Source organism: Escherichia sp. E2586 (genome assembly GCF_005781105.1).
Taxonomy (GTDB): Bacteria; Pseudomonadota; Gammaproteobacteria; order Enterobacterales; family Enterobacteriaceae; genus Escherichia.
Genome location: NZ_VATN01000001.1, coordinates 250,450 through 269,031, shown reverse-complemented (window position 1 = coordinate 269,031; position 18,582 = coordinate 250,450). Strand labels below are relative to the sequence as shown.

Genomic DNA, 18,582 nt, shown 5'->3' with positions numbered 1-18,582 from the left:
TACAGAGTCAAGCATTTTTTTGCTTTTCTCTGCCGGAATTCTCAGGAGAATTCCGCTGACCCGGCGGCGTGTTTGCCGTTGTTCCGTGTCAGTGGTGGCGCATTATAGGGAGTTATTCTGAGCTGACAAGAGGAAATTTAAAATAATTTTCCGAATGCGCAACATTCAACCAAATCAGCCTGAAACTGCCAGTTTTTCGAGCGTTTCGAAGCCGTAACGCTGTAAAACGGGCAATAATTGTTCAGCTTCTGGCGTCATTGCCATACAAAAGGCAATATTCGCATCGGCAGATTTCGCATCCGGAGCTTCATGTTCCAGCAGCCAGGCCGTTCGGCGGGCAATCGCTGCGCCAGAATCCACCAGCCGGGTTCCCTCTGGCAGCACCTTTAACAGTTCTTCTTGAAGTAGAGGAAAATGGGTGCAACCCAGAACAACGGTATCTGGCGGCTCTTTCATTCTTAACCACGGGCGCAAGATACGTTTTAGCGCATCCAGAGAGATTTCTTCGCCATGCAACTTCGCTTCAGCCAGCTCAACCATTTCTGCCGAGCCCAGCATCTCTATCTGACATTCATTAGCGAAACGCGCGATTAGCTCGTGGGTATAAGAACGTTTTACCGTACCACGAGTTGCCAGCAATCCGACAATGCCATTAGCTGTCAGCCGTGCCGCTGGCTTAATTGCCGGAACGACACCGACAACCGGGAACGCAAACTTCTCGCGTAATGCAGGAAGTGAGACGGTACTGGCGGTGTTGCAAGCGACCACAGCCAGCGCAAGGGGATAACGCTCTTGCACCGCGGTGACAATTTCCACCACACGCTCAACAATAAACTCTTCGCTTTTTTCGCCATACGGGAAAGCGACGTTATCGAAAGCATAAATGTAATGGAGATCCGGTAAGAGATGCCGGATCTCGTCATAGACCGACAACCCACCGACGCCGGAATCAAACACCAGCACGGTGGGACGTGGTTCAGAAGGTGTAGCTGCCAGACAAGGTGTATTCCCGTCCTGCAGTTTGGTAGCCATAGACTGTCTCGTAATCTTTGTCGAACAGGTTGGCTATTTTACCACGAACTGTCAGGTGAGAGGTGACCGGATATGCAACCGCAAGATCCCACAAGCTCACACCGCCCATTTTCACAGTTTGATACGGCCAGGAGGAGTAATCCTTATCATAGCGAGAGCCTAAATACTGATAAGTAATACCCCAGTCGAAGTCATACAACTGCCAGTCGAGCTGGTATTTCACCTGCTGTTTAGCACGGCGTAACAACGGCGTGTCGGTAATTGCGTTACGGGCATCAACATAATCGTAACTCACAGTATGCGTCAGTGGTCCGGTATCAAAATTGGCGGTCGCCTCGACACCTTTAATCCGCGCTTTCCCTTCGTTGTAATATTTCAGGATATGGTCGTCATAATCGATTAAGTCACTAACATCGTTACGATATCCGGAAATACGCCAGTTCACTCCTGCTGTTAAGCCTTCAAACGCGCCTTCCCACTGTTTGCTTTTCTCAGGGTCCAGATCCGGATTACCGTAGAAGCCGTACAGTTGTCCAAGATTTGGTGCCTTATAAGATGTCCCGTAGGAAGCAATGAAGCGATAACCTTCGATGAACTCCCATCCGACGCTGGTTTGCCAGGTTCCATGACGACCAAACTGTGAGTTATCGTCGCTGCGTGCTGCGCCTTCAAAGGTAAAATCGCCAACTTGTTGCAGCCCGGTCAGATAGATACCGGTGTTACGTTGATCATATCCATCCTCAACGTAACCTGTACCCGGCGTCGTAGTCTGTTTCTGCCAGTCGACACCCGCACCAATACTACCGTGACCAACGATGACATTGTTTGCCCACTGGACGGTGTATTGCTTCATCTCATCGAGAGTCGCCGACGAATCATAACGACCATAATGCGGATCGTAGTTGTAATCTTTGCTATGGCTATAGCTGGAAATGAGTTGTGATTTAATCAGTTCGCCGTTATAGCGCAGCCCGGCGTCCCAACTTTGACTATAGAGTTTACGGGTATCGACCAATGGTGAACCTGGAGAATAATACGCGTCATAATTGGTCCGATTATCATAGCCATAGCCACGTACAAAGCCGCTCCAGGCATCGGTAAAATTATGTTCCAGCGCACCATAAAGCGTTTTACTTAAGAAACCATCGTTATCAGGCTGCGCTTGCATTCCTGTATTGCCGTAAGCGACAACATCATAACCATGGGTATAAGCGTAATCGCCCAACAGCGTTACCCGTGTCTTATCCCCCAGTTGTTGCTGCGTCGAGACATCGTAGTTCTGATAACTATGGCTTCCCCACCCCGCTGAAATTTCCGTTCCAGGTTCATCGCGCGTCGTGATGATATTCACCACCCCGCCTATTGCATCAGAACCATAAACGGCGGAGCGCGGCCCGCGGATATATTCGACACGCTGAACAAGTGCAATGGGGAATTGACTAAGATCGGCTGAACCACTCACCCCTGCCAGATTCAGGCGTACGCCATCAATTAACACCAACACATGACTGGCATTTGTGCCACGAATAAAAATAGAAGAAAGCTGACCTGAACCGCCATTTTGGGTGATATCCACGCCAGGGAGACGGCGCAGCACATCATTGACCGAGGTTGACTGCCAGCGGTCGATATCCTGACGCGTCACAACAGTAGTTGGCGCAAGCACAGTGCTGCGCGGCTGTTCAAAACGGTTAGCAGTAACGACGAGAGTATCCGGGCTGGTATCCTGTGCCCAAGCAGAAAAGGCTGTGACGGAACACGCCGTCAGCAGCGAAGCTTTTTTAATCATTGTAAAGCATCCACAATAGATGAAGGATGCCGCAGGTTTCATCAATATTACGCGATGATGAGAACCAGATGCGACGTTGGCCGGCAGGTCTTCGGGCTTGGAGGGGTATCTGAAGATACAAAGAGATGATGACTTCCCACCGGATGGCAGTGTCCGCATAACGCAATCATCGCACCTTTCCTTACCGCTGCGCGTCAGCTCCAGATTCGCACTGGATTCCCTATTAACTCACAGGACCGGCAAGTGGATGCTACAGGTTGTAACAAGTTACTGTCCAGACGTAGCTCACAAATAGGAATTCATCAAGATCTGGACATCTGATGAGCAATCCCTACAATCGCCGCGTACTTTAATTTTTCAGGATACATCATGACCCCCGAACACCTTCCAACAGAACAGTATGAAGCGCAGTTAGCCGAAAAAGTGGTACGTTTGCAAAGTATGATGGCACCGTTTTCTGACCTGGTTCCGGAAGTGTTTCGCTCGCCGGTCAGCCATTACCGGATGCGTGCAGAGTTCCGCATCTGGCACGATGGCGATGACCTGTACCACATCATTTTCGATCAACAAACCAAAAACCGTATCCGCGTGGATAGCTTCCCTGCCGCCAGTGAACTCATCAACCAGTTGATGACGGCGATGATTGCGGGTGTGCGTAATAATCCCGTTCTGCGCCACAAGTTGTTCCAGATTGATTACCTCACCACGCTGAGTAATCAGGCGGTGGTTTCTCTGCTGTACCATAAAAAGCTGGATGACGAATGGCGTCAGCAGGCGGAAGCCCTGCGCGATGCGTTGCGCGCGCAGAATCTGAATGTGCATCTGATTGGTCGGGCAACGAAAACCAAAATCGCGCTGGATCAAGATTACATCGACGAGCGTCTGCCGGTCGCCGGAAAAGAGATGATCTACCGTCAGGTGGAGAACAGTTTCACCCAGCCAAACGCGGCGATGAATATTCAGATGCTGGAATGGGCGCTGGACGTCACCAAAGGCTCAAAAGGCGATTTGCTGGAGCTGTACTGCGGCAACGGTAACTTTTCATTAGCACTGGCGCGCAATTTTGATCGGGTATTAGCCACCGAAATCGCCAAGCCGTCGGTCGCTGCCGCGCAATACAACATTGCCGCTAACCATATTGATAACGTACAAATTATCCGTATGGCGGCAGAAGAATTTACTCAGGCGATGAATGGTGTGCGCGAGTTTAACCGCCTGCAAGGGATCGACTTAAAGAGTTATCAGTGCGAAACCATTTTTGTCGACCCACCGCGCAGCGGTCTGGACAGTGAAACCGAGAAAATGGTGCAGGCGTATCCGCGTATTCTGTACATCTCCTGCAATCCGGAAACGCTGTGTAAGAATCTGGAAACATTAAGCCAGACGCACAAGGTCGAACGTCTGGCTCTGTTTGATCAGTTCCCCTACACGCACCATATGGAGTGCGGCGTATTACTGACCGCGAAGTAAAACCCATGCCGGATGCACCAGCATCCGGCATGTTACCGATTACTCAGCAACTTCCTGCTTACGGTTACGCATCTTCGCGCCAATCCAGAACACCATAATGACGGACAGCACAGCCGGGAAGAAGTTAGAACCGATATCCGGATATTCCGCACGAACCACAGTGCTATAAAGCAGAACGCCGAGAATAAAACAGGCAGCTGCCAGACCCGGCAAGCCGACCGGCATAGTGCGATTAAGATAACGTTGATGCAGGCAGTAAACCGTCAGCACCAGGGAAATAATCGGGAATACAGAAAATGGCACAATGGAGCTAAACAGCGCTGCGAAAGTACCATTAATCGATAAGCCAGCAACTAACGCCAGCAGCAGCGTACCTCTATCTTGATTTGCTTGTTTCATTACTCGTCCTTCACATTTCCCGGAATAATTGCGGTTTTCTCTTGTTCACGGCGATACCAGTAATAAGCCCCTTTCGAAATCATTCGCAGTTGCAGTACCAGTCGCTCTTCTAATTGCCGACGTTGTTCGACGCCGACATCCAACGCCTCGGCACCCGCACTGAAGACAATCGTCACCATTGCTTCGGCTTGCGCTTCAGTAAACGCGCGCGGCATATGGTTTTCGAGTTCAAGATAGTCCGCAAGTTCCGCAATGAAGTGCTGAATTTCACGCGCAACGGCGGCACGAAACGCGGCGGAGGTGCCGGAGCGTTCCCGCAATAATAACCGGAAGGCGTTAGGATTATTACCGATGAACTCCATAAATGTGGATACCGAGGTACGGATCACACTCCCGCCTTTAGCGATACGCTGACGCGCCTGGCGCATAAGCTGACGCAGCATCAAACCACTCTCGTCAACCATGGTCAGGCCAAGTTCGTCTACGTCGCGGAAATGCCGATAAAAAGAGGTGGGAGCAATGCCCGCTTCACGCGCCACTTCACGTAAACTCAGGCTGGCGAAGCTGCGTTCAGCACTTAATTGGCTAAATGCGGCTTCTACCAGCGAACGTCGGGTTTTTTCTTTTTGCTGCGCTCTTACGCCCATCACGATGTCTGAATCCTTGCCAAAAGTACTGCTGGCACTATACCAGAGAATGAACATACTGGATTGCTCCAGTGTTGTGAATGAACGGTAGCGCAATAAAACACATTTACTGCAACTCTTTGGCCGGTTCTTTTACAAACAATAACGCCAGCATCGACAGCAACGTGCCTCCGCCCAGATACCACGCCGGAGCCGTCAGACTATCCAGTAACACGATGGATTGCGTGGCGAAATATTGCGCAAAACCGCCGAAGATTGCTACACCAATGCTATAAACCAGCGCGAAGCCTAATGCCCGAATCCGTTTCGGCAATAGTTCGGAAATCAGCAACATTACCGGTACCCCACCAAGCGTGGTAAAGCTGACCATCACGAAAACTACCGTCAGCAACATGCCGGGGCTTGGGTAATTCACCAACAACCAGAATGACGGCCAGCTACAGATCAGCACCATCACACGGGAGATTAAAATCAGCTTTTTACGCCCGACCGAATCACATAGCATCCCCACCAACAGCGCGCCCACAAACGTAATTACCCCCGCCAGTAACATCGCTGCATGAGAATAGTGTTGAGGCATTGCCAGATACTTCGCCGCCCAGGTGCCATAGTAAAAGAGGGAAATATAGGTTGCTACCGTGCTACCGATAGCGAGTAAAACGCCGTTAATGATAATCGCTTTATGTTGCAGGAGCAGAGAGAACGCGCTTTCGCTGGCAGCAGCTTTTTTATTGTGTACAGGTTCAGGTACGTCATTTTCCAGGCTCAGACGCAACCAGCAACCGATCGGTGCTAATAACACGCCAATAAAAAATGGTACACGCCAGCCCCATTCTGCCATTACGGTTTCTGAACCTGTGGCAAACGGTAGCCAAGTGCTCAGACCTAAAGCGACAACACCACCAAAGGTCGTTGCCAGCCCCTGGGTCGCCAGCGACCAACTGCTGTAAAAACCGCGACGATTTGCCGGAGCTGATTCAACCAGTAAAGACATTGAGGCGCCGACTTCACCACCTGCCGCAACACCCTGAATCAGACGCGCCAGTACCAACGTCGCCGTTCCCCAATAGCCCGCCGTCGCATAGGTCGGCGCGATGCCGATCATCAGCGTACCGAGGCTCATCAGGGCAATGGTGAACACCATCGCGGGTTTGCGTCCGAAACGATCGGCCCAGGCCCCGACGATAATTCCACCAAGCGGGCGCATAAAAAAACTCACGCCAAACGTTGCAAATGCCAGTAACAGCGCGACATTGTGATCGGCACTGGGCGGGAAGAAAAGCGTACTGATATAGACCACAAAAAAGTTGTAAACGCCAAAATCAAAAAATTCGAGCGCATTGCCAAACGCCGAAGCAAAAATCACCCGCTTACCGCTGGGCTTTTTCTTCACAATCACGCTTCCATTTACGATCGCCGTCATTCCATGTTCCTTGCCAGAAAGTGTTGTTGTGTGTTGTTTTATTTATTGCAGCCAGGCTTCTACCAGTGCGCCCCAGTAGCTGCACGCCGGGACCAGACTTGCATCGTTGAAGTCGTAGCCCGGGTTATGCACCATGCAGGAACCTTCCCCGACATCGCCATTACCGAACAGCAAAAAAGCGCCTTTCGGCTGGGCTTCCAGCATGAAAGAGAAATCCTCACTGCCCATCAGGGGCTTGATGCCAAACTCGGCCCGATCTTCACCAAACGTTTTACACGCCACCTGCCAGGCGAAGCGCGCTATCTCCTCGTCATTTACTAATACCGGTGTACCGTTAACATGCGTAACCTCAGCCGTAGCGCCAAAGCTGGCAGCCTGGGCTTGCGCCAGAGCCGGAATACGGGTCAGAAGAAGTTGTCGGGTATCGCGGCTAAGAGAGCGGACGCTGATTTTCATCTCAGCACTGTCAGGAATGACGTTAGCCGCCTCTCCTGCAACAATGCTGCCAACGGTAATTACCGCCGCTTCCAGCGGATCGACATTGCGCGACACAATGCTTTGTAATGCGGTGGTGATATGTGCCGCGACCAGCACCGGATCGATGGCTTTGTGCGGGATCGCACCGTGTCCGCCACAACCACGAACCGTAATATGGAACTGATCCATTGACGCCATTAGCGCCCCTGGCTGGAAGAAAAACTTGCCAACCGGCAAGCCCGGCATGTTGTGCATCCCGAAAATGACATCGCAGGGGAAGTGGTCAAAAAGACCTTCTTTAACCATAATCTCGCCGCCGTTAATCATCTCTTCTGCGGGCTGGAAGATAAGACGTAACGTGCCGTTAAAACGACGAGTTTCGGCAAGATAACGCGCTGCACCTAGTAATATCGTGGTATGGCCGTCATGCCCGCATGCGTGCATTAAACCGGGATGTTTACTGGCCCAGGGCTTGCCGCTATTTTCATAAATCGGCAACGCATCCATATCCGCCCGCAGGCCAATACTTTTCTCTCCGTCGCCCACTTTTAACGTGGCCACTATCCCCGTCGTCGCCAGTCCTTGCTCTACCTCATAACCCCACTGGCGCAGCTTTTCCGCAACCAGAGCACTGGTTTTAAATTCTTGTAGCCCCAACTCCGGATTTTCGTGGATTTGGTGGCGAATCTCGCGCAACTCTTCCTCAAACCCACGAATGTAGTGTTCGATCATCGACTATTCCTTTATTCACTTATAAACAGGTTAATTAACGGATTTTATTGATGGTATAAATATAAAAAAGGAATCAATATAAAATATTTATATATTTGTTTTATAAGAATATTTAACATAGACAATAACAAAAAAGCACACTTCGGCAAGATAAAACTATCAGCCATAAGAAAAAGCGATTAATAGTGAATTAATAAAATAAGAAGGGGGAAGACAAAGCAAAGGCCGGTCACGATATAGCCAGATAAATGACGGGGATCAATTGGCTTACCCGCGATAAAATGTTACCATTCTGTTGCTTTTATGTATAAGAACAGGTAAGCCCTACCATGCCACATTCCTACGATTACGATGCCATAGTAATAGGTTCCGGCCCCGGCGGCGAAGGCGCTGCAATGGGTCTTGTTAAGCAAGGTGCGCGCGTCGCAGTTATCGAGCGTTATCAAAATGTTGGCGGCGGTTGCACCCACTGGGGAACCATCCCGTCGAAAGCCCTCCGTCACGCCGTCAGCCGCATTATAGAATTCAATCAAAACCCACTTTACAGCGACCATTCCCGACTGCTCCGCTCTTCTTTTGCCGATATCCTTAACCATGCCGATAACGTGATTAATCAACAAACGCGCATGCGTCAGGGATTTTACGAACGTAATCACTGTGAAATATTGCAGGGGAACGCTCGCTTTGTTGACGAGCATACGTTGGCGCTGGACTGCCCGGACGGCACGGTCGAAACATTAACCGCAGAAAAATTTGTCATAGCCTGCGGCTCACGCCCTTATCATCCAGCAGACGTCGATTTCACCCATCCACGCATTTACGACAGCGACTCAATTCTTAGCATGCACCACGAACCGCGCCATGTACTTATTTACGGTGCTGGAGTGATCGGCTGTGAATATGCGTCGATCTTCCGCGGTATGGATGTAAAAGTAGATCTGATCAATACCCGCGATCGCCTGTTGGCGTTTCTCGATCAAGAGATGTCAGATTCGCTCTCCTATCACTTCTGGAACAGTGGCGTAGTGATTCGTCACAACGAAGAGTACGAGAAGATCGAAGGCTGTGACGACGGTGTGATCATGCATCTGAAGTCGGGCAAAAAACTGAAAGCCGACTGTCTGCTCTATGCCAACGGTCGCACGGGTAATACCGATTCGCTGGCGTTACAGAACATTGGGCTGGAAACTGACAGTCGCGGACAGCTGAAGGTCAACAGCATGTATCAGACCGCGCAGCCGCACGTTTACGCGGTGGGCGACGTGATTGGTTATCCAAGCCTGGCTTCAGCGGCCTATGACCAGGGGCGCATTGCCGCGCAGGCGCTGGTAAAAGGTGAAGCCACCGCGCACTTGATTGAAGATATCCCTACCGGTATTTACACCATCCCAGAAATCAGCTCTGTGGGCAAAACCGAACAGCAGCTGACCGCGATGAAAGTACCGTATGAAGTAGGCCGCGCCCAGTTTAAACATCTGGCACGTGCACAAATCGTTGGCATGAACGTGGGTACGCTGAAAATTTTGTTCCATCGGGAAACGAAAGAGATTCTGGGGATCCATTGCTTTGGTGAGCGCGCTGCCGAAATTATTCATATCGGTCAGGCGATTATGGAACAGAAAGGTGGCGGCAACACTATTGAGTACTTCGTCAACACCACCTTTAACTACCCGACCATGGCGGAAGCCTATCGGGTAGCGGCATTAAACGGCTTAAACCGCCTGTTTTAACGCTTTATCGAAATGGCCATCCATTTTTGCGCGGATGGCCTCTGCCAGCTGCTCATAGCGGCTGCGCAGCGGTGAGCCTGGACGATAAACCAGACCAATGGTACGGCGTGGTTCCGGCTTAATGCACGGCAGATAAACGACGCCATCGCGTTTGCGCTCTGGCGGTACAGCCAGCGCAGGCAATAAAGTGATCCCGCTACCTGCGGCCACCATGTTGCGCAGCGTCTCCAGACTGGTCGCGCGGAAGTGTGTATCTTCATCCGCTCCAGCTTCAAAGCAGAAGCCCATTGCCTGATCGCGCAGACAGTGACCATCTTCCAGCATCAGCAGTTTTTCCCCTGCCAGATCGGCCATCGGCACGCATTCGCGATTAGACCACGGGTGATCTTCATAGACTGCCAACAACATGGGTTCATCAAACAACGGTACTTCAATGAATGCTTCGCTCTCTTTCACCAGCGCGAGGATCACGCAGTCGAGTTTGCCACTGTCCAGTTGCGCCAGTAACTGATGGGTCTGCGCTTCATGCAGATACATTTCCAGCTTCGGAAAGGTCTGGTGCAGCATCGGGATAATATGCGGCAACAGGTAAGGCCCAACCGTGGGAATCAAACCAATATGCAGCGGCCCGGACATCGTCTCCCCCTGCTGGCTTGCCATCTCTTTAAGGACTTTCACCTCGCGCAGCACGGTACGCGCCTGATCCACCAGTAGCATTCCCGCTTGGGTGAATAACACTTTACGGCTGGTCCGCTCCAGCAACATCACGCCCAGCTCATCTTCCAGCTTACGAATTTGCCCGCTAAGCGTCGGCTGGCTAACGTGGCAGGAATCTGCCGCACGCCGAAAATGGCGGTGCTCGGCCAGTGCCACCAGGTACTCAAGATCACGAATATTCATTATCCATCCTCCATTGCCACGATAGTTCATGGCGATAGGTAGCATAGCAACGAACGATTATCCCTATCAAGCATTGTGACTGATAATTGCTCACAGAAACGGAGCGGCACCTCTTTTAACCCTTGAAGTCACTGCCCGTTTCGAGAGTTTCTCAACTCGAATAACTAAAGCCAACGTGAACTTTTGCGGATCTCCAGGATCCGCTTTTTTTTGCCATAAAAAAGCCCGGCGATAAGCCAGGCTCAAATTTGTACATATAAATGTTCTTACCCCAACCGCGCCCTTGCAAAAGCAATCGCCTGCGCCACCTGCTGCGGTGAGACGCCGCCTTTTGCCGCACGCTTGTCGAGGCACGATTGCAGCGACAGAATCGGATAGACATCTTCGCCAATCACCGGGCTGAATTTCTGCAACTCACTGAGCGGCAGCTCTTCCAGCGGTTTGCCCTGACGAATGGCTTCCACCACTGCTTCACCCACGATATGGTGCGCCTCGCGGAACGGTACGCCTTTCGCCACCAGGTAATCCGCCAGTTCAGTGGCGTTCGCGTAACCTTGCTGCGCCGCTTCCTGGCAACGCGGACGTTTCACCTGAATGCCGTCCAGCACCAGCGCCGCCATATGCAGGCAGTCCAGCCAGGTATCGAGCGCGTCGAACAGACCTTCTTTGTCTTCCTGCATATCTTTGTTGTAAGCCAGCGGCAGACCTTTCAGCGTCATCATCATGCCAGTTAACGCGCCCTGCACCCGCCCACATTTACCGCGAATCAGCTCCAGCGCATCCGGATTTTTCTTCTGCGGCATTAATGATGAACCAGAAGTCACGCGGTCAGAAAGCTCGACAAACCCCGCTTCGCCGGTGTTAAAGAAAATCAGATCTTCAGCAAAACGCGACAGATGCACCATGCCGATAGCGGCAGCAGAAAGCAGTTCCAGCACATGATCACGGTCAGAAACGCTGTCGAGACTGTTACGTGTCGCCGAAGCAAAACCCAGCCAGCCGGCTAACTGTTCACGGTCGATTTCATAGGCCGTTCCCGCCAGTGCGCCACAGCCTAACGGGCTGACATCCAGACGCTTAAGCGCGTCCTGCAAACGGCTTTCATCACGCGCCAGCATCTCAACATACGCCAGGCACCAGTGAGCGAACGTCACCGGCTGGGCGCGTTGCAGGTGAGTGTAACCTGGCATCACCGCGTCCTGATTGTTTTGTGCGGTTTCCACCAGCGCCGATTGCAGCTGACGGTTAGCCGTCAGCAACTCGCTAACGGTATCTTTGCACCACAGTTTCAGGTCAGTCGCTACCTGATCATTACGGCTACGCCCGGTATGCAGTTTTTTGCCTAACTGACCCACTTTGTCGATCAGTTTGCCTTCCACCCAGCTATGGATATCTTCGGCGTCGCTTTCGAGGATTTGTTGTGGCCTGGCGCGAACATCTTCCAGCAGCTCGTTCAGCGCCTCTTCCAGTTGCGCCTGTTCTTCTGCGGTTAACACGCCTACCGTTACCAGGGCTTTGGACCAGGCCACAGAGCCAACAATATCCTGCTCCGCCAGACGGTAATCAAAGCGCAGTGAGTCGTTGAATTGTTTGAACCGTTGATCTGCTGCCTGGGTAAAACGCCCGCCCCAAAGTGCCATAACTCTGTTTCCTTATGTTGAAAATCAATGCCGGAAAGCTGCGCCTCCGGCCAACAAAACTTAAGCTAAAATCCGCGTACCCATCGGCATACCGTTAAACAGTGCCGGAAGCTGTTCCGCATGACGCCAGGAGGCGATATCTACCGGACGGCCCAGCGTGCGCGCAGCATCCAGCGCCGCGTTCACTTTTACAATCATGCCGTCGGTAATAATGCCCTGCTCAATCAGTTGTTCCGCTTTCGCGGCGGTCATTTCGGCAATACGTTGCCCTTTACCGTCGAGAATGCCGCTGACGTCGGAGAGCAAAATCAGATCTGCACCCAGCGTTGCCGCCAGCGCCGTCGCCGCCTGGTCGGCATTGACGTTCATCAGTTGCCCTTCGTCCGTTACGCCAATGGAGCTGACCACCGGCAGATAACCGTTTTCCAGCAACGTATTGATAAGCTTAGGCGAACCTGGCTGCGCCAGTCCAACATGGCCTAACTCTTCATCAAGCTGGGTCACTTTTACGCTGTCGCCATCACCAAGAAACAAACCTACGGCCGCAATCTGATGTTTCTTCGCCCATGCCAGCAGGGTTTTATTTGCCGTTCCCGCCAGCGCTCCGGTGATAATGTCTATCTGATCCGCAGGCGTCACCCGCAGGCCGTTTTTCTTTTTCACCGGCAGATTCAGCCCTTTCATCAGCTCATCCACCACGCAGCCGCCGCCGTGGACAATCACCAGCGGACGCTGATGTGACTCACGATATTTCACCAGTGCGCTGAACAGCCGTTCCAGCGCCTCTTCGCTATCCAGCAGTACGCCGCCCAGCTTGATAATTAATGGATTCATCATTGCACCCTTAAATAAGAGACTGCGTTTGGGCATAGCCGAAACGAATATTGGCACACTGGATTGCCTGTGCCGCCGCGCCTTTCAGTAAGTTATCTTCGGTCGCCACAATAATCAGATGCTCGCCCTGAACGGCAAATCCGATATCGCAAAACGGCAGCCCGACGACATTTTTTAGTGCCGGAACGCCTTTGTCATACAGACGCACCAACGGTTTATGCGCATACGCCTGCTGTAATGTCTGCGCCACTTGCGCCTGACTCACGCCCGGTTTCAGGCGGCAGGTAATGGTTTCGAGAATACCGCGCGGGAAATTGCCCAGATGCGGGGTGAAGATGACGTCAGCACCGAGATGCGTAGCGATCTCCGGCTGGTGGCGATGGGTAAAGATGCCATACGGTTGCAGGCTCACTTCACAAAAGCTATTTGAAATCGCTGCCTTACGCCCTGCTCCGCTCACGCCGCTGGTGGCGTTAATCACCGGCCACTGACTGAGGTCGAGAAGATCGGCATCAATCAACGGTTTCAGCGCCAGCTGTGCCGCCGTCGGATAACAGCCCGGCACCGCAATCAAGTTCGCTTCTTTTAATTTATTGCCACACCACTCCGCCAGGCCATAGACCGCCTGCTCAAGCAATGCCGGGTATTGATGGGTAAAGCCGTAATATTTTTCATAGAAGGCGGCGTCGTTAACGCGAAATGCGCCGGAAAGGTCGAACACCACACAGCCCGCTTCAAGAAATTGCGGCGCTAAATCGTGGCTAACTTCATGGGCGGTGGCGAGAAACACCACATCCACCCCTGGGCTAAACTCGCTGATATCCGACATCGGCTGCAACGGCAGATCAACGATGCCTTTGAGCTGCGGATGCAAATCGGAGATTAACTTTCCCGCATCATTGCTTTGCGCTGAGACAGTCAAAGCGGTTATGTTCATATGCGGATGGCGATTTACATAGGTCACTAGCTCTGCGCCAGCGTAACCACTGGCACCCACAATCAGCGTATTCAACATCGGGGCTATTCACCTTCTTATGTCTGTTTGCCTGGCTAAACGTAAAACATTCACCTTACGGCTGGTGGGTTTTATTACGCTCAACGTTAGTGTATTTTTATTCATAAATACTGCATGAATATTGATACTATCATGACCGGAGGTGTGTCAACAATGAAAAACAAATTACCGCCATTTATCGAGATTTACCGCGCTCTGATTGCCACACCTTCAATAAGCGCCACGGAAGAGGCACTCGATCAAAGCAATGCAGATTTAATCACTCTGCTGGCGGACTGGTTTAAAGATTTAGGCTTCAATGTGGAAGTGCAGCCTGTGCCAGGAACTCGCAACAAATTTAATATGCTGGCAAGTACCGGACAGGGGGCTGGCGGCTTGTTGCTGGCGGGGCATACCGATACGGTGCCATTTGATGACGGTCGCTGGACGCGCGATCCGTTTACACTGACGGAGCATGACGGCAAGCTTTACGGCTTAGGCACCGCCGACATGAAAGGCTTTTTTGCGTTTATCCTCGATGCGCTACGCGATGTCGACGTCACTAAACTGAAAAAACCGCTCTACATTCTGGCGACTGCCGATGAAGAAACCAGTATGGCGGGAGCGCGTTATTTTGCCGAAACCACCTCCCTGCGACCGGATTGCGCCATCATTGGCGAACCAACGTCGCTGCAACCGGTACGCGCGCATAAAGGCCACATCTCAAATGCCATTCGAATTATGGGTCAGTCGGGCCACTCCAGCGATCCGTCGCGCGGGGTTAACGCTATTGAACTGATGCACGACGCCATCGGCCATATTTTGCAATTGCGCGATAATCTTAAAGAACGTTATCACTATGAAGCGTTTACCGTGCCGTATCCCACGCTCAACCTCGGGCATATTCATGGCGGCGACGCCTCTAACCGAATTTGCGCCTGCTGTGAGTTGCATATGGATATTCGCCCGCTGCCGGGCATGACGCTCAACGAACTTAATGGTTTGCTCAACGACGCGCTGGCTCCGGTGAGCGAACGCTGGCCGGGCCGTCTAACGGTCGAAGAGTTGCACCCACCGATCCCAGGCTATGAATGCCCGCCAAATCATCAACTGGTTGAAGTGGTTGAGAAATTGCTCGGTGCAAAGACCGAAGTGGTGAACTACTGTACTGAAGCACCGTTTATTCAGACTTTATGCCCGACGCTGGTGCTAGGCCCGGGCTCAATCAATCAAGCCCATCAGCCTGATGAATATCTGGAGACGCGTTTTATCAAGCCCACCCGTGAATTGATTACCCAGGTGATTCACCATTTTTGTTGGCATTAAAACGTAGACCGGATAAGGCGCTCGCGCCGCATCCGGCACTGTTACCAAACTCCGGTGCCACAATAATGTCGGATGCGATGCTTGCGCATCTTATCCGACCTACAGTGACTCAAACGATGCCCAACCGTAGACCGGATAAGGCGCACGCGCCGCATCCTGCACCGTTACCAAACTCCGGTGCCACAATAATGTCGGATGCGATGCTTGCGCATCTTATCCGACCTACACCTTTGGTGTTATGTATGACGATTTTTTAACATTCCCATAAGTTACGCTTATTTAAAACGTTGTGAATTTAATGGCGTAAATTCCTGCTATTTATTCGTTTGCTGAAGCGATTTCGCAGCATTTGACGTCACCGCTTTTACGTGGCTTTATAAAAGACGACGAAAAGCAAAGCCCGAGCATATTCGCGCCAATGCGACGTGAAGGATACAGGGCTATCAAACGATAAGATGGGTGTCTGGGGTCATATGAACGAACAATATTCCGCATTGCGTAGTAATGTCAGTATGCTCGGCAAAGTGCTGGGAGAAACCATCAAGGATGCGTTGGGAGAACACATTCTTGAACGCGTAGAAACTATCCGTAAGTTGTCCAAATCTTCACGCGCTGGCAATGATGCTAACCGCCAGGAGTTACTCACCACTTTACAAAATTTGTCGAACGACGAGCTGCTGCCCGTTGCGCGTGCGTTTAGTCAGTTCCTGAATCTGGCCAACACTGCCGAGCAATACCACAGCATTTCGCCGAAAGGCGAGGCTGCCAGCAATCCGGAAGTGATCGCCCGCACCCTGCGTAAACTGAAAAACCAGCCGGAACTGAGCGAAGAAACCATCAAAAAAGCGGTGGAATCGCTGTCGCTGGAACTGGTCCTCACGGCTCATCCAACCGAAATTACCCGTCGGACACTGATCCACAAAATGGTGGAAGTGAACGCCTGCTTAAAACAGCTCGATAACAAAGATATCGCCGACTACGAACACCACCAGCTGATGCGCCGCCTGCGCCAGCTGATCGCCCAATCATGGCATACCGATGAAATCCGTAAGCTGCGCCCAACTCCGGTTGATGAAGCGAAATGGGGCTTTGCCGTAGTAGAAAACAGCCTGTGGCAAGGCGTACCAAATTACCTGCGCGAACTGAACGAACAACTGGAAGAGAACCTCGGCTATAAGCTGCCGGTCGAATTTGTTCCGGTACGCTTTACCTCGTGGATGGGCGGCGACCGCGACGGCAACCCTAATGTAACCGCCGATATCACCCGCCGTGTCCTGCTGCTCAGTCGCTGGAAAGCCACCGACCTGTTCCTGAAAGATATTCAGGTTCTGGTTTCTGAACTGTCGATGGTTGAGGCTACCCCAGAACTGCTGGCGCTGGTTGGCGAAGAAGGTGCCGCAGAACCGTATCGCTATCTGATGAAAAACCTGCGTTCTCGCCTGATGGCGACACAGGCCTGGCTGGAGGCGCGTCTGAAAGGCGAAGAGCTGCCGAAGCCGGAAGGTCTGCTGACGCAGAATGAAGAACTGTGGGAACCGCTCTACGCTTGCTACCAGTCACTTCAAGCATGTGGTATGGGCATTATTGCTAACGGCGATCTGCTCGACACCCTGCGCCGCGTGAAATGTTTCGGCGTACCGCTGGTGCGTATTGATATTCGCCAGGAGAGCACTCGTCATACCGAAGCGCTGGGCGAGCTGACCCGCTATCTCGGCATTGGCGATTACGAAAGCTGGTCAGAGGCCGACAAACAGGCGTTCCTGATCCGCGAACTGAACTCCAAACGTCCGCTTCTGCCACGCAACTGGCAACCAAGCGCCGAAACGCGCGAAGTGCTTGATACCTGTCAAGTGATTGCCGAAGCGCCGCAAGGCTCTATTGCCGCCTACGTGATCTCGATGGCGAAAACGCCGTCCGACGTACTGGCCGTCCACCTGCTGCTGAAAGAAGCGGGTATTGGATTTGCGATGCCGGTCGCACCGCTGTTTGAAACTCTCGATGACCTGAACAACGCCAACGATGTCATGACCCAACTGCTGAATATCGACTGGTATCGCGGTCTGATTCAGGGCAAACAGATGGTGATGATTGGCTATTCCGACTCAGCAAAAGATGCGGGCGTGATGGCGGCCTCCTGGGCGCAATATCAGGCACAGGACGCGTTAATCAAAACCTGCGAAAAAGCGGGCATTGAACTGACACTGTTCCACGGTCGCGGCGGTTCCATTGGTCGCGGCGGCGCACCAGCCCATGCGGCGCTGCTGTCGCAACCGCCGGGAAGCCTGAAAGGCGGCCTGCGCGTAACCGAGCAGGGCGAGATGATCCGCTTTAAATACGGTCTGCCAGAAATCACCGTTAGCAGCTTGTCGCTGTACACCGGGGCGATTCTGGAAGCCAACCTGCTGCCACCGCCGGAGCCGAAAGAGAGCTGGCGTCGCATTATGGATGAACTGTCAGTCATCTCCTGCGATCTCTACCGTGGCTACGTGCGTGAAAACAAAGACTTTGTCCCTTACTTCCGCTCCGCTACGCCAGAACAGGAACTGGGCAAACTGCCGTTAGGTTCACGCCCGGCGAAACGTCGTCCAACCGGCGGCGTCGAGTCTCTGCGCGCCATTCCGTGGATTTTTGCCTGGACACAAAACCGCCTGATGCTCCCAGCCTGGCTGGGCGCGGGTACGGCGCTGCAAAAAGTGGTGGAAGATGGTAAACAAAGCGAACTGGAAGCCATGTGCCGCGACTGGCCGTTCTTCTCAACGCGTCTCGGCATGCTGGAGATGGTCTTCGCCAAAGCAGACCTGTGGCTGGCGGAATACTATGACCAACGCCTGGTCGACAAAGCACTGTGGCCGTTAGGTAAAGAGTTACGCAATCTGCAAGAAGAAGACATCAAAGTGGTGCTGGCGATTGCCAACGACTCCCATCTGATGGCCGATCTACCGTGGATTGCCGAGTCTATTCAGCTACGAAATATATACACTGACCCGCTGAACGTACTGCAGGCAGAGTTGCTGCATCGTTCGCGCCTGGCAGAAAAAGAAGGACAGGAGCCGGATCCCCGCGTCGAACAAGCGTTGATGGTCACTATTGCCGGAATTGCGGCAGGTATGCGTAATACTGGCTAACCCCCCTCCTCTATCAACCCTCGTGCAATAGCGCGAGGGTTTTCTGAAATACTTCTGTTCTAAC

Annotated in this window: 14 protein-coding genes and 1 riboswitch; of the genes, 4 read left to right on the top strand and 10 right to left on the bottom strand. The window is 52.3% G+C overall.

Features of this window, described 5'->3' with window-relative positions:
• Positions 1-174: 174 nt before the first annotated feature.
• Positions 175-1,032, bottom strand: a complete 858-nt coding sequence (gene murI / locus FEK50_RS01290) for a glutamate racemase (RefSeq protein WP_131161587.1) — start codon at positions 1,030-1,032, stop codon at positions 175-177.
• Entirely contained in the window at positions 977-2,821 is a 1,845-nt protein-coding gene (gene btuB, locus FEK50_RS01285; protein ID WP_130259310.1) for a TonB-dependent vitamin B12 receptor BtuB, read from the bottom strand. Before btuB ends, murI begins: the two co-directional genes overlap by 56 nt.
• Positions 2,822-2,885: 64 nt before the next feature.
• Positions 2,886-3,077, bottom strand: a riboswitch (cobalamin riboswitch).
• A gap of 113 nt (positions 3,078-3,190) precedes the next feature.
• Between btuB and trmA the strand changes: the two genes are divergently transcribed.
• Positions 3,191-4,291, top strand: coding sequence for a tRNA (uridine(54)-C5)-methyltransferase TrmA (trmA, locus tag FEK50_RS01280; protein WP_131161586.1), 1,101 nt, complete (start codon positions 3,191-3,193; stop codon positions 4,289-4,291).
• Between the two features lie 39 nt (positions 4,292-4,330).
• Here the strand turns inward: trmA and FEK50_RS01275 are convergent, their stop codons facing one another.
• The 4 genes from FEK50_RS01275 to FEK50_RS01260 form a co-directional block, all read right to left on the bottom strand.
• A complete protein-coding gene (locus tag FEK50_RS01275) occupies positions 4,331-4,690 on the bottom strand; it encodes a YijD family membrane protein (RefSeq protein ID WP_000806411.1) in 360 nt (119 codons plus the stop codon).
• Complete coding sequence (fabR, locus tag FEK50_RS01270; RefSeq protein ID WP_001309117.1) at positions 4,690-5,340, bottom strand: HTH-type transcriptional repressor FabR; 651 nt, start codon at positions 5,338-5,340, stop codon at positions 4,690-4,692. The genes FEK50_RS01275 and fabR overlap by 1 nt, the downstream gene beginning before the upstream one ends.
• Before the next feature lie 103 nt (positions 5,341-5,443).
• Positions 5,444-6,760, bottom strand: coding sequence for a citrate-proton symporter (locus FEK50_RS01265; protein ID WP_131161585.1), 1,317 nt, complete (start codon positions 6,758-6,760; stop codon positions 5,444-5,446).
• A gap of 42 nt (positions 6,761-6,802) precedes the next feature.
• Positions 6,803-7,969 (bottom strand): M20 aminoacylase family protein, encoded by a 1,167-nt coding sequence (locus tag FEK50_RS01260; RefSeq protein WP_135493225.1) that lies wholly within the window; start codon positions 7,967-7,969, stop codon positions 6,803-6,805.
• 329 nt (positions 7,970-8,298) lie between these two features.
• On the opposite strand from FEK50_RS01260, the gene sthA reads away from it, so the two are divergent.
• On the top strand, positions 8,299-9,699 hold the full coding sequence (sthA, locus tag FEK50_RS01255; RefSeq protein ID WP_001120822.1) for a Si-specific NAD(P)(+) transhydrogenase: 1,401 nt from the start codon (positions 8,299-8,301) through the stop codon (positions 9,697-9,699).
• Here the strand turns inward: sthA and oxyR are convergent.
• From oxyR to argC, 4 genes are all read right to left on the bottom strand, one after another.
• Entirely contained in the window at positions 9,682-10,599 is a 918-nt protein-coding gene (oxyR, locus tag FEK50_RS01250; RefSeq protein WP_130206544.1) for a DNA-binding transcriptional regulator OxyR, read from the bottom strand. The genes sthA and oxyR overlap by 18 nt on opposite strands.
• A 266-nt stretch (positions 10,600-10,865) precedes the next feature.
• A complete protein-coding gene (gene argH, locus FEK50_RS01245) occupies positions 10,866-12,239 on the bottom strand; it encodes an argininosuccinate lyase (RefSeq protein ID WP_131161583.1) in 1,374 nt (457 codons plus the stop codon).
• Positions 12,240-12,299: 60 nt separating this feature from the next.
• Positions 12,300-13,076, bottom strand: a complete 777-nt coding sequence (argB, locus tag FEK50_RS01240; RefSeq protein WP_130206548.1) for an acetylglutamate kinase — start codon at positions 13,074-13,076, stop codon at positions 12,300-12,302.
• A 7-nt stretch (positions 13,077-13,083) separates the two neighbouring features.
• Positions 13,084-14,088: an N-acetyl-gamma-glutamyl-phosphate reductase gene (gene argC / locus FEK50_RS01235; protein WP_130206550.1), complete on the bottom strand. Its 1,005-nt coding sequence runs from the start codon at positions 14,086-14,088 to the stop codon at positions 13,084-13,086.
• A gap of 153 nt (positions 14,089-14,241) precedes the next feature.
• On the opposite strand from argC, the gene argE reads away from it, so the two are divergent.
• Both argE and ppc read left to right on the top strand, forming a co-directional pair.
• On the top strand, positions 14,242-15,393 hold the full coding sequence (gene argE, locus FEK50_RS01230) for an acetylornithine deacetylase (RefSeq protein WP_130206552.1): 1,152 nt from the start codon (positions 14,242-14,244) through the stop codon (positions 15,391-15,393).
• 473 nt (positions 15,394-15,866) lie between these two features.
• Positions 15,867-18,518, top strand: coding sequence for a phosphoenolpyruvate carboxylase (gene ppc / locus FEK50_RS01225; RefSeq protein WP_131161582.1), 2,652 nt, complete (start codon positions 15,867-15,869; stop codon positions 18,516-18,518).
• The last annotated feature ends 64 nt before the right edge of the window (positions 18,519-18,582 follow it).

Bases quoted from the DNA above. Each gene is read 5' to 3' on its own strand.
- murI (WP_131161587.1), bottom strand. From the start codon at position 1,032: ATGGCTACCAAACTGCAGGACGGGAATACACCTTGTCTGGCAGCTACA.
- btuB (WP_130259310.1), bottom strand. From the start codon at position 2,821: ATGATTAAAAAAGCTTCGCTGCTGACGGCGTGTTCCGTCACAGCCTTT.
- trmA (WP_131161586.1), top strand. From the start codon at position 3,191: ATGACCCCCGAACACCTTCCAACAGAACAGTATGAAGCGCAGTTAGCC.
- FEK50_RS01275 (WP_000806411.1), bottom strand. From the start codon at position 4,690: ATGAAACAAGCAAATCAAGATAGAGGTACGCTGCTGCTGGCGTTAGTT.
- FEK50_RS01265 (WP_131161585.1), bottom strand. From the start codon at position 6,760: ATGACGGCGATCGTAAATGGAAGCGTGATTGTGAAGAAAAAGCCCAGC.
- FEK50_RS01260 (WP_135493225.1), bottom strand. From the start codon at position 7,969: ATGATCGAACACTACATTCGTGGGTTTGAGGAAGAGTTGCGCGAGATT.
- sthA (WP_001120822.1), top strand. From the start codon at position 8,299: ATGCCACATTCCTACGATTACGATGCCATAGTAATAGGTTCCGGCCCC.
- oxyR (WP_130206544.1), bottom strand. From the start codon at position 10,599: ATGAATATTCGTGATCTTGAGTACCTGGTGGCACTGGCCGAGCACCGC.
- argH (WP_131161583.1), bottom strand. From the start codon at position 12,239: ATGGCACTTTGGGGCGGGCGTTTTACCCAGGCAGCAGATCAACGGTTC.
- argB (WP_130206548.1), bottom strand. From the start codon at position 13,076: ATGATGAATCCATTAATTATCAAGCTGGGCGGCGTACTGCTGGATAGC.
- argC (WP_130206550.1), bottom strand. From the start codon at position 14,088: ATGTTGAATACGCTGATTGTGGGTGCCAGTGGTTACGCTGGCGCAGAG.
- argE (WP_130206552.1), top strand. From the start codon at position 14,242: ATGAAAAACAAATTACCGCCATTTATCGAGATTTACCGCGCTCTGATT.
- ppc (WP_131161582.1), top strand. From the start codon at position 15,867: ATGAACGAACAATATTCCGCATTGCGTAGTAATGTCAGTATGCTCGGC.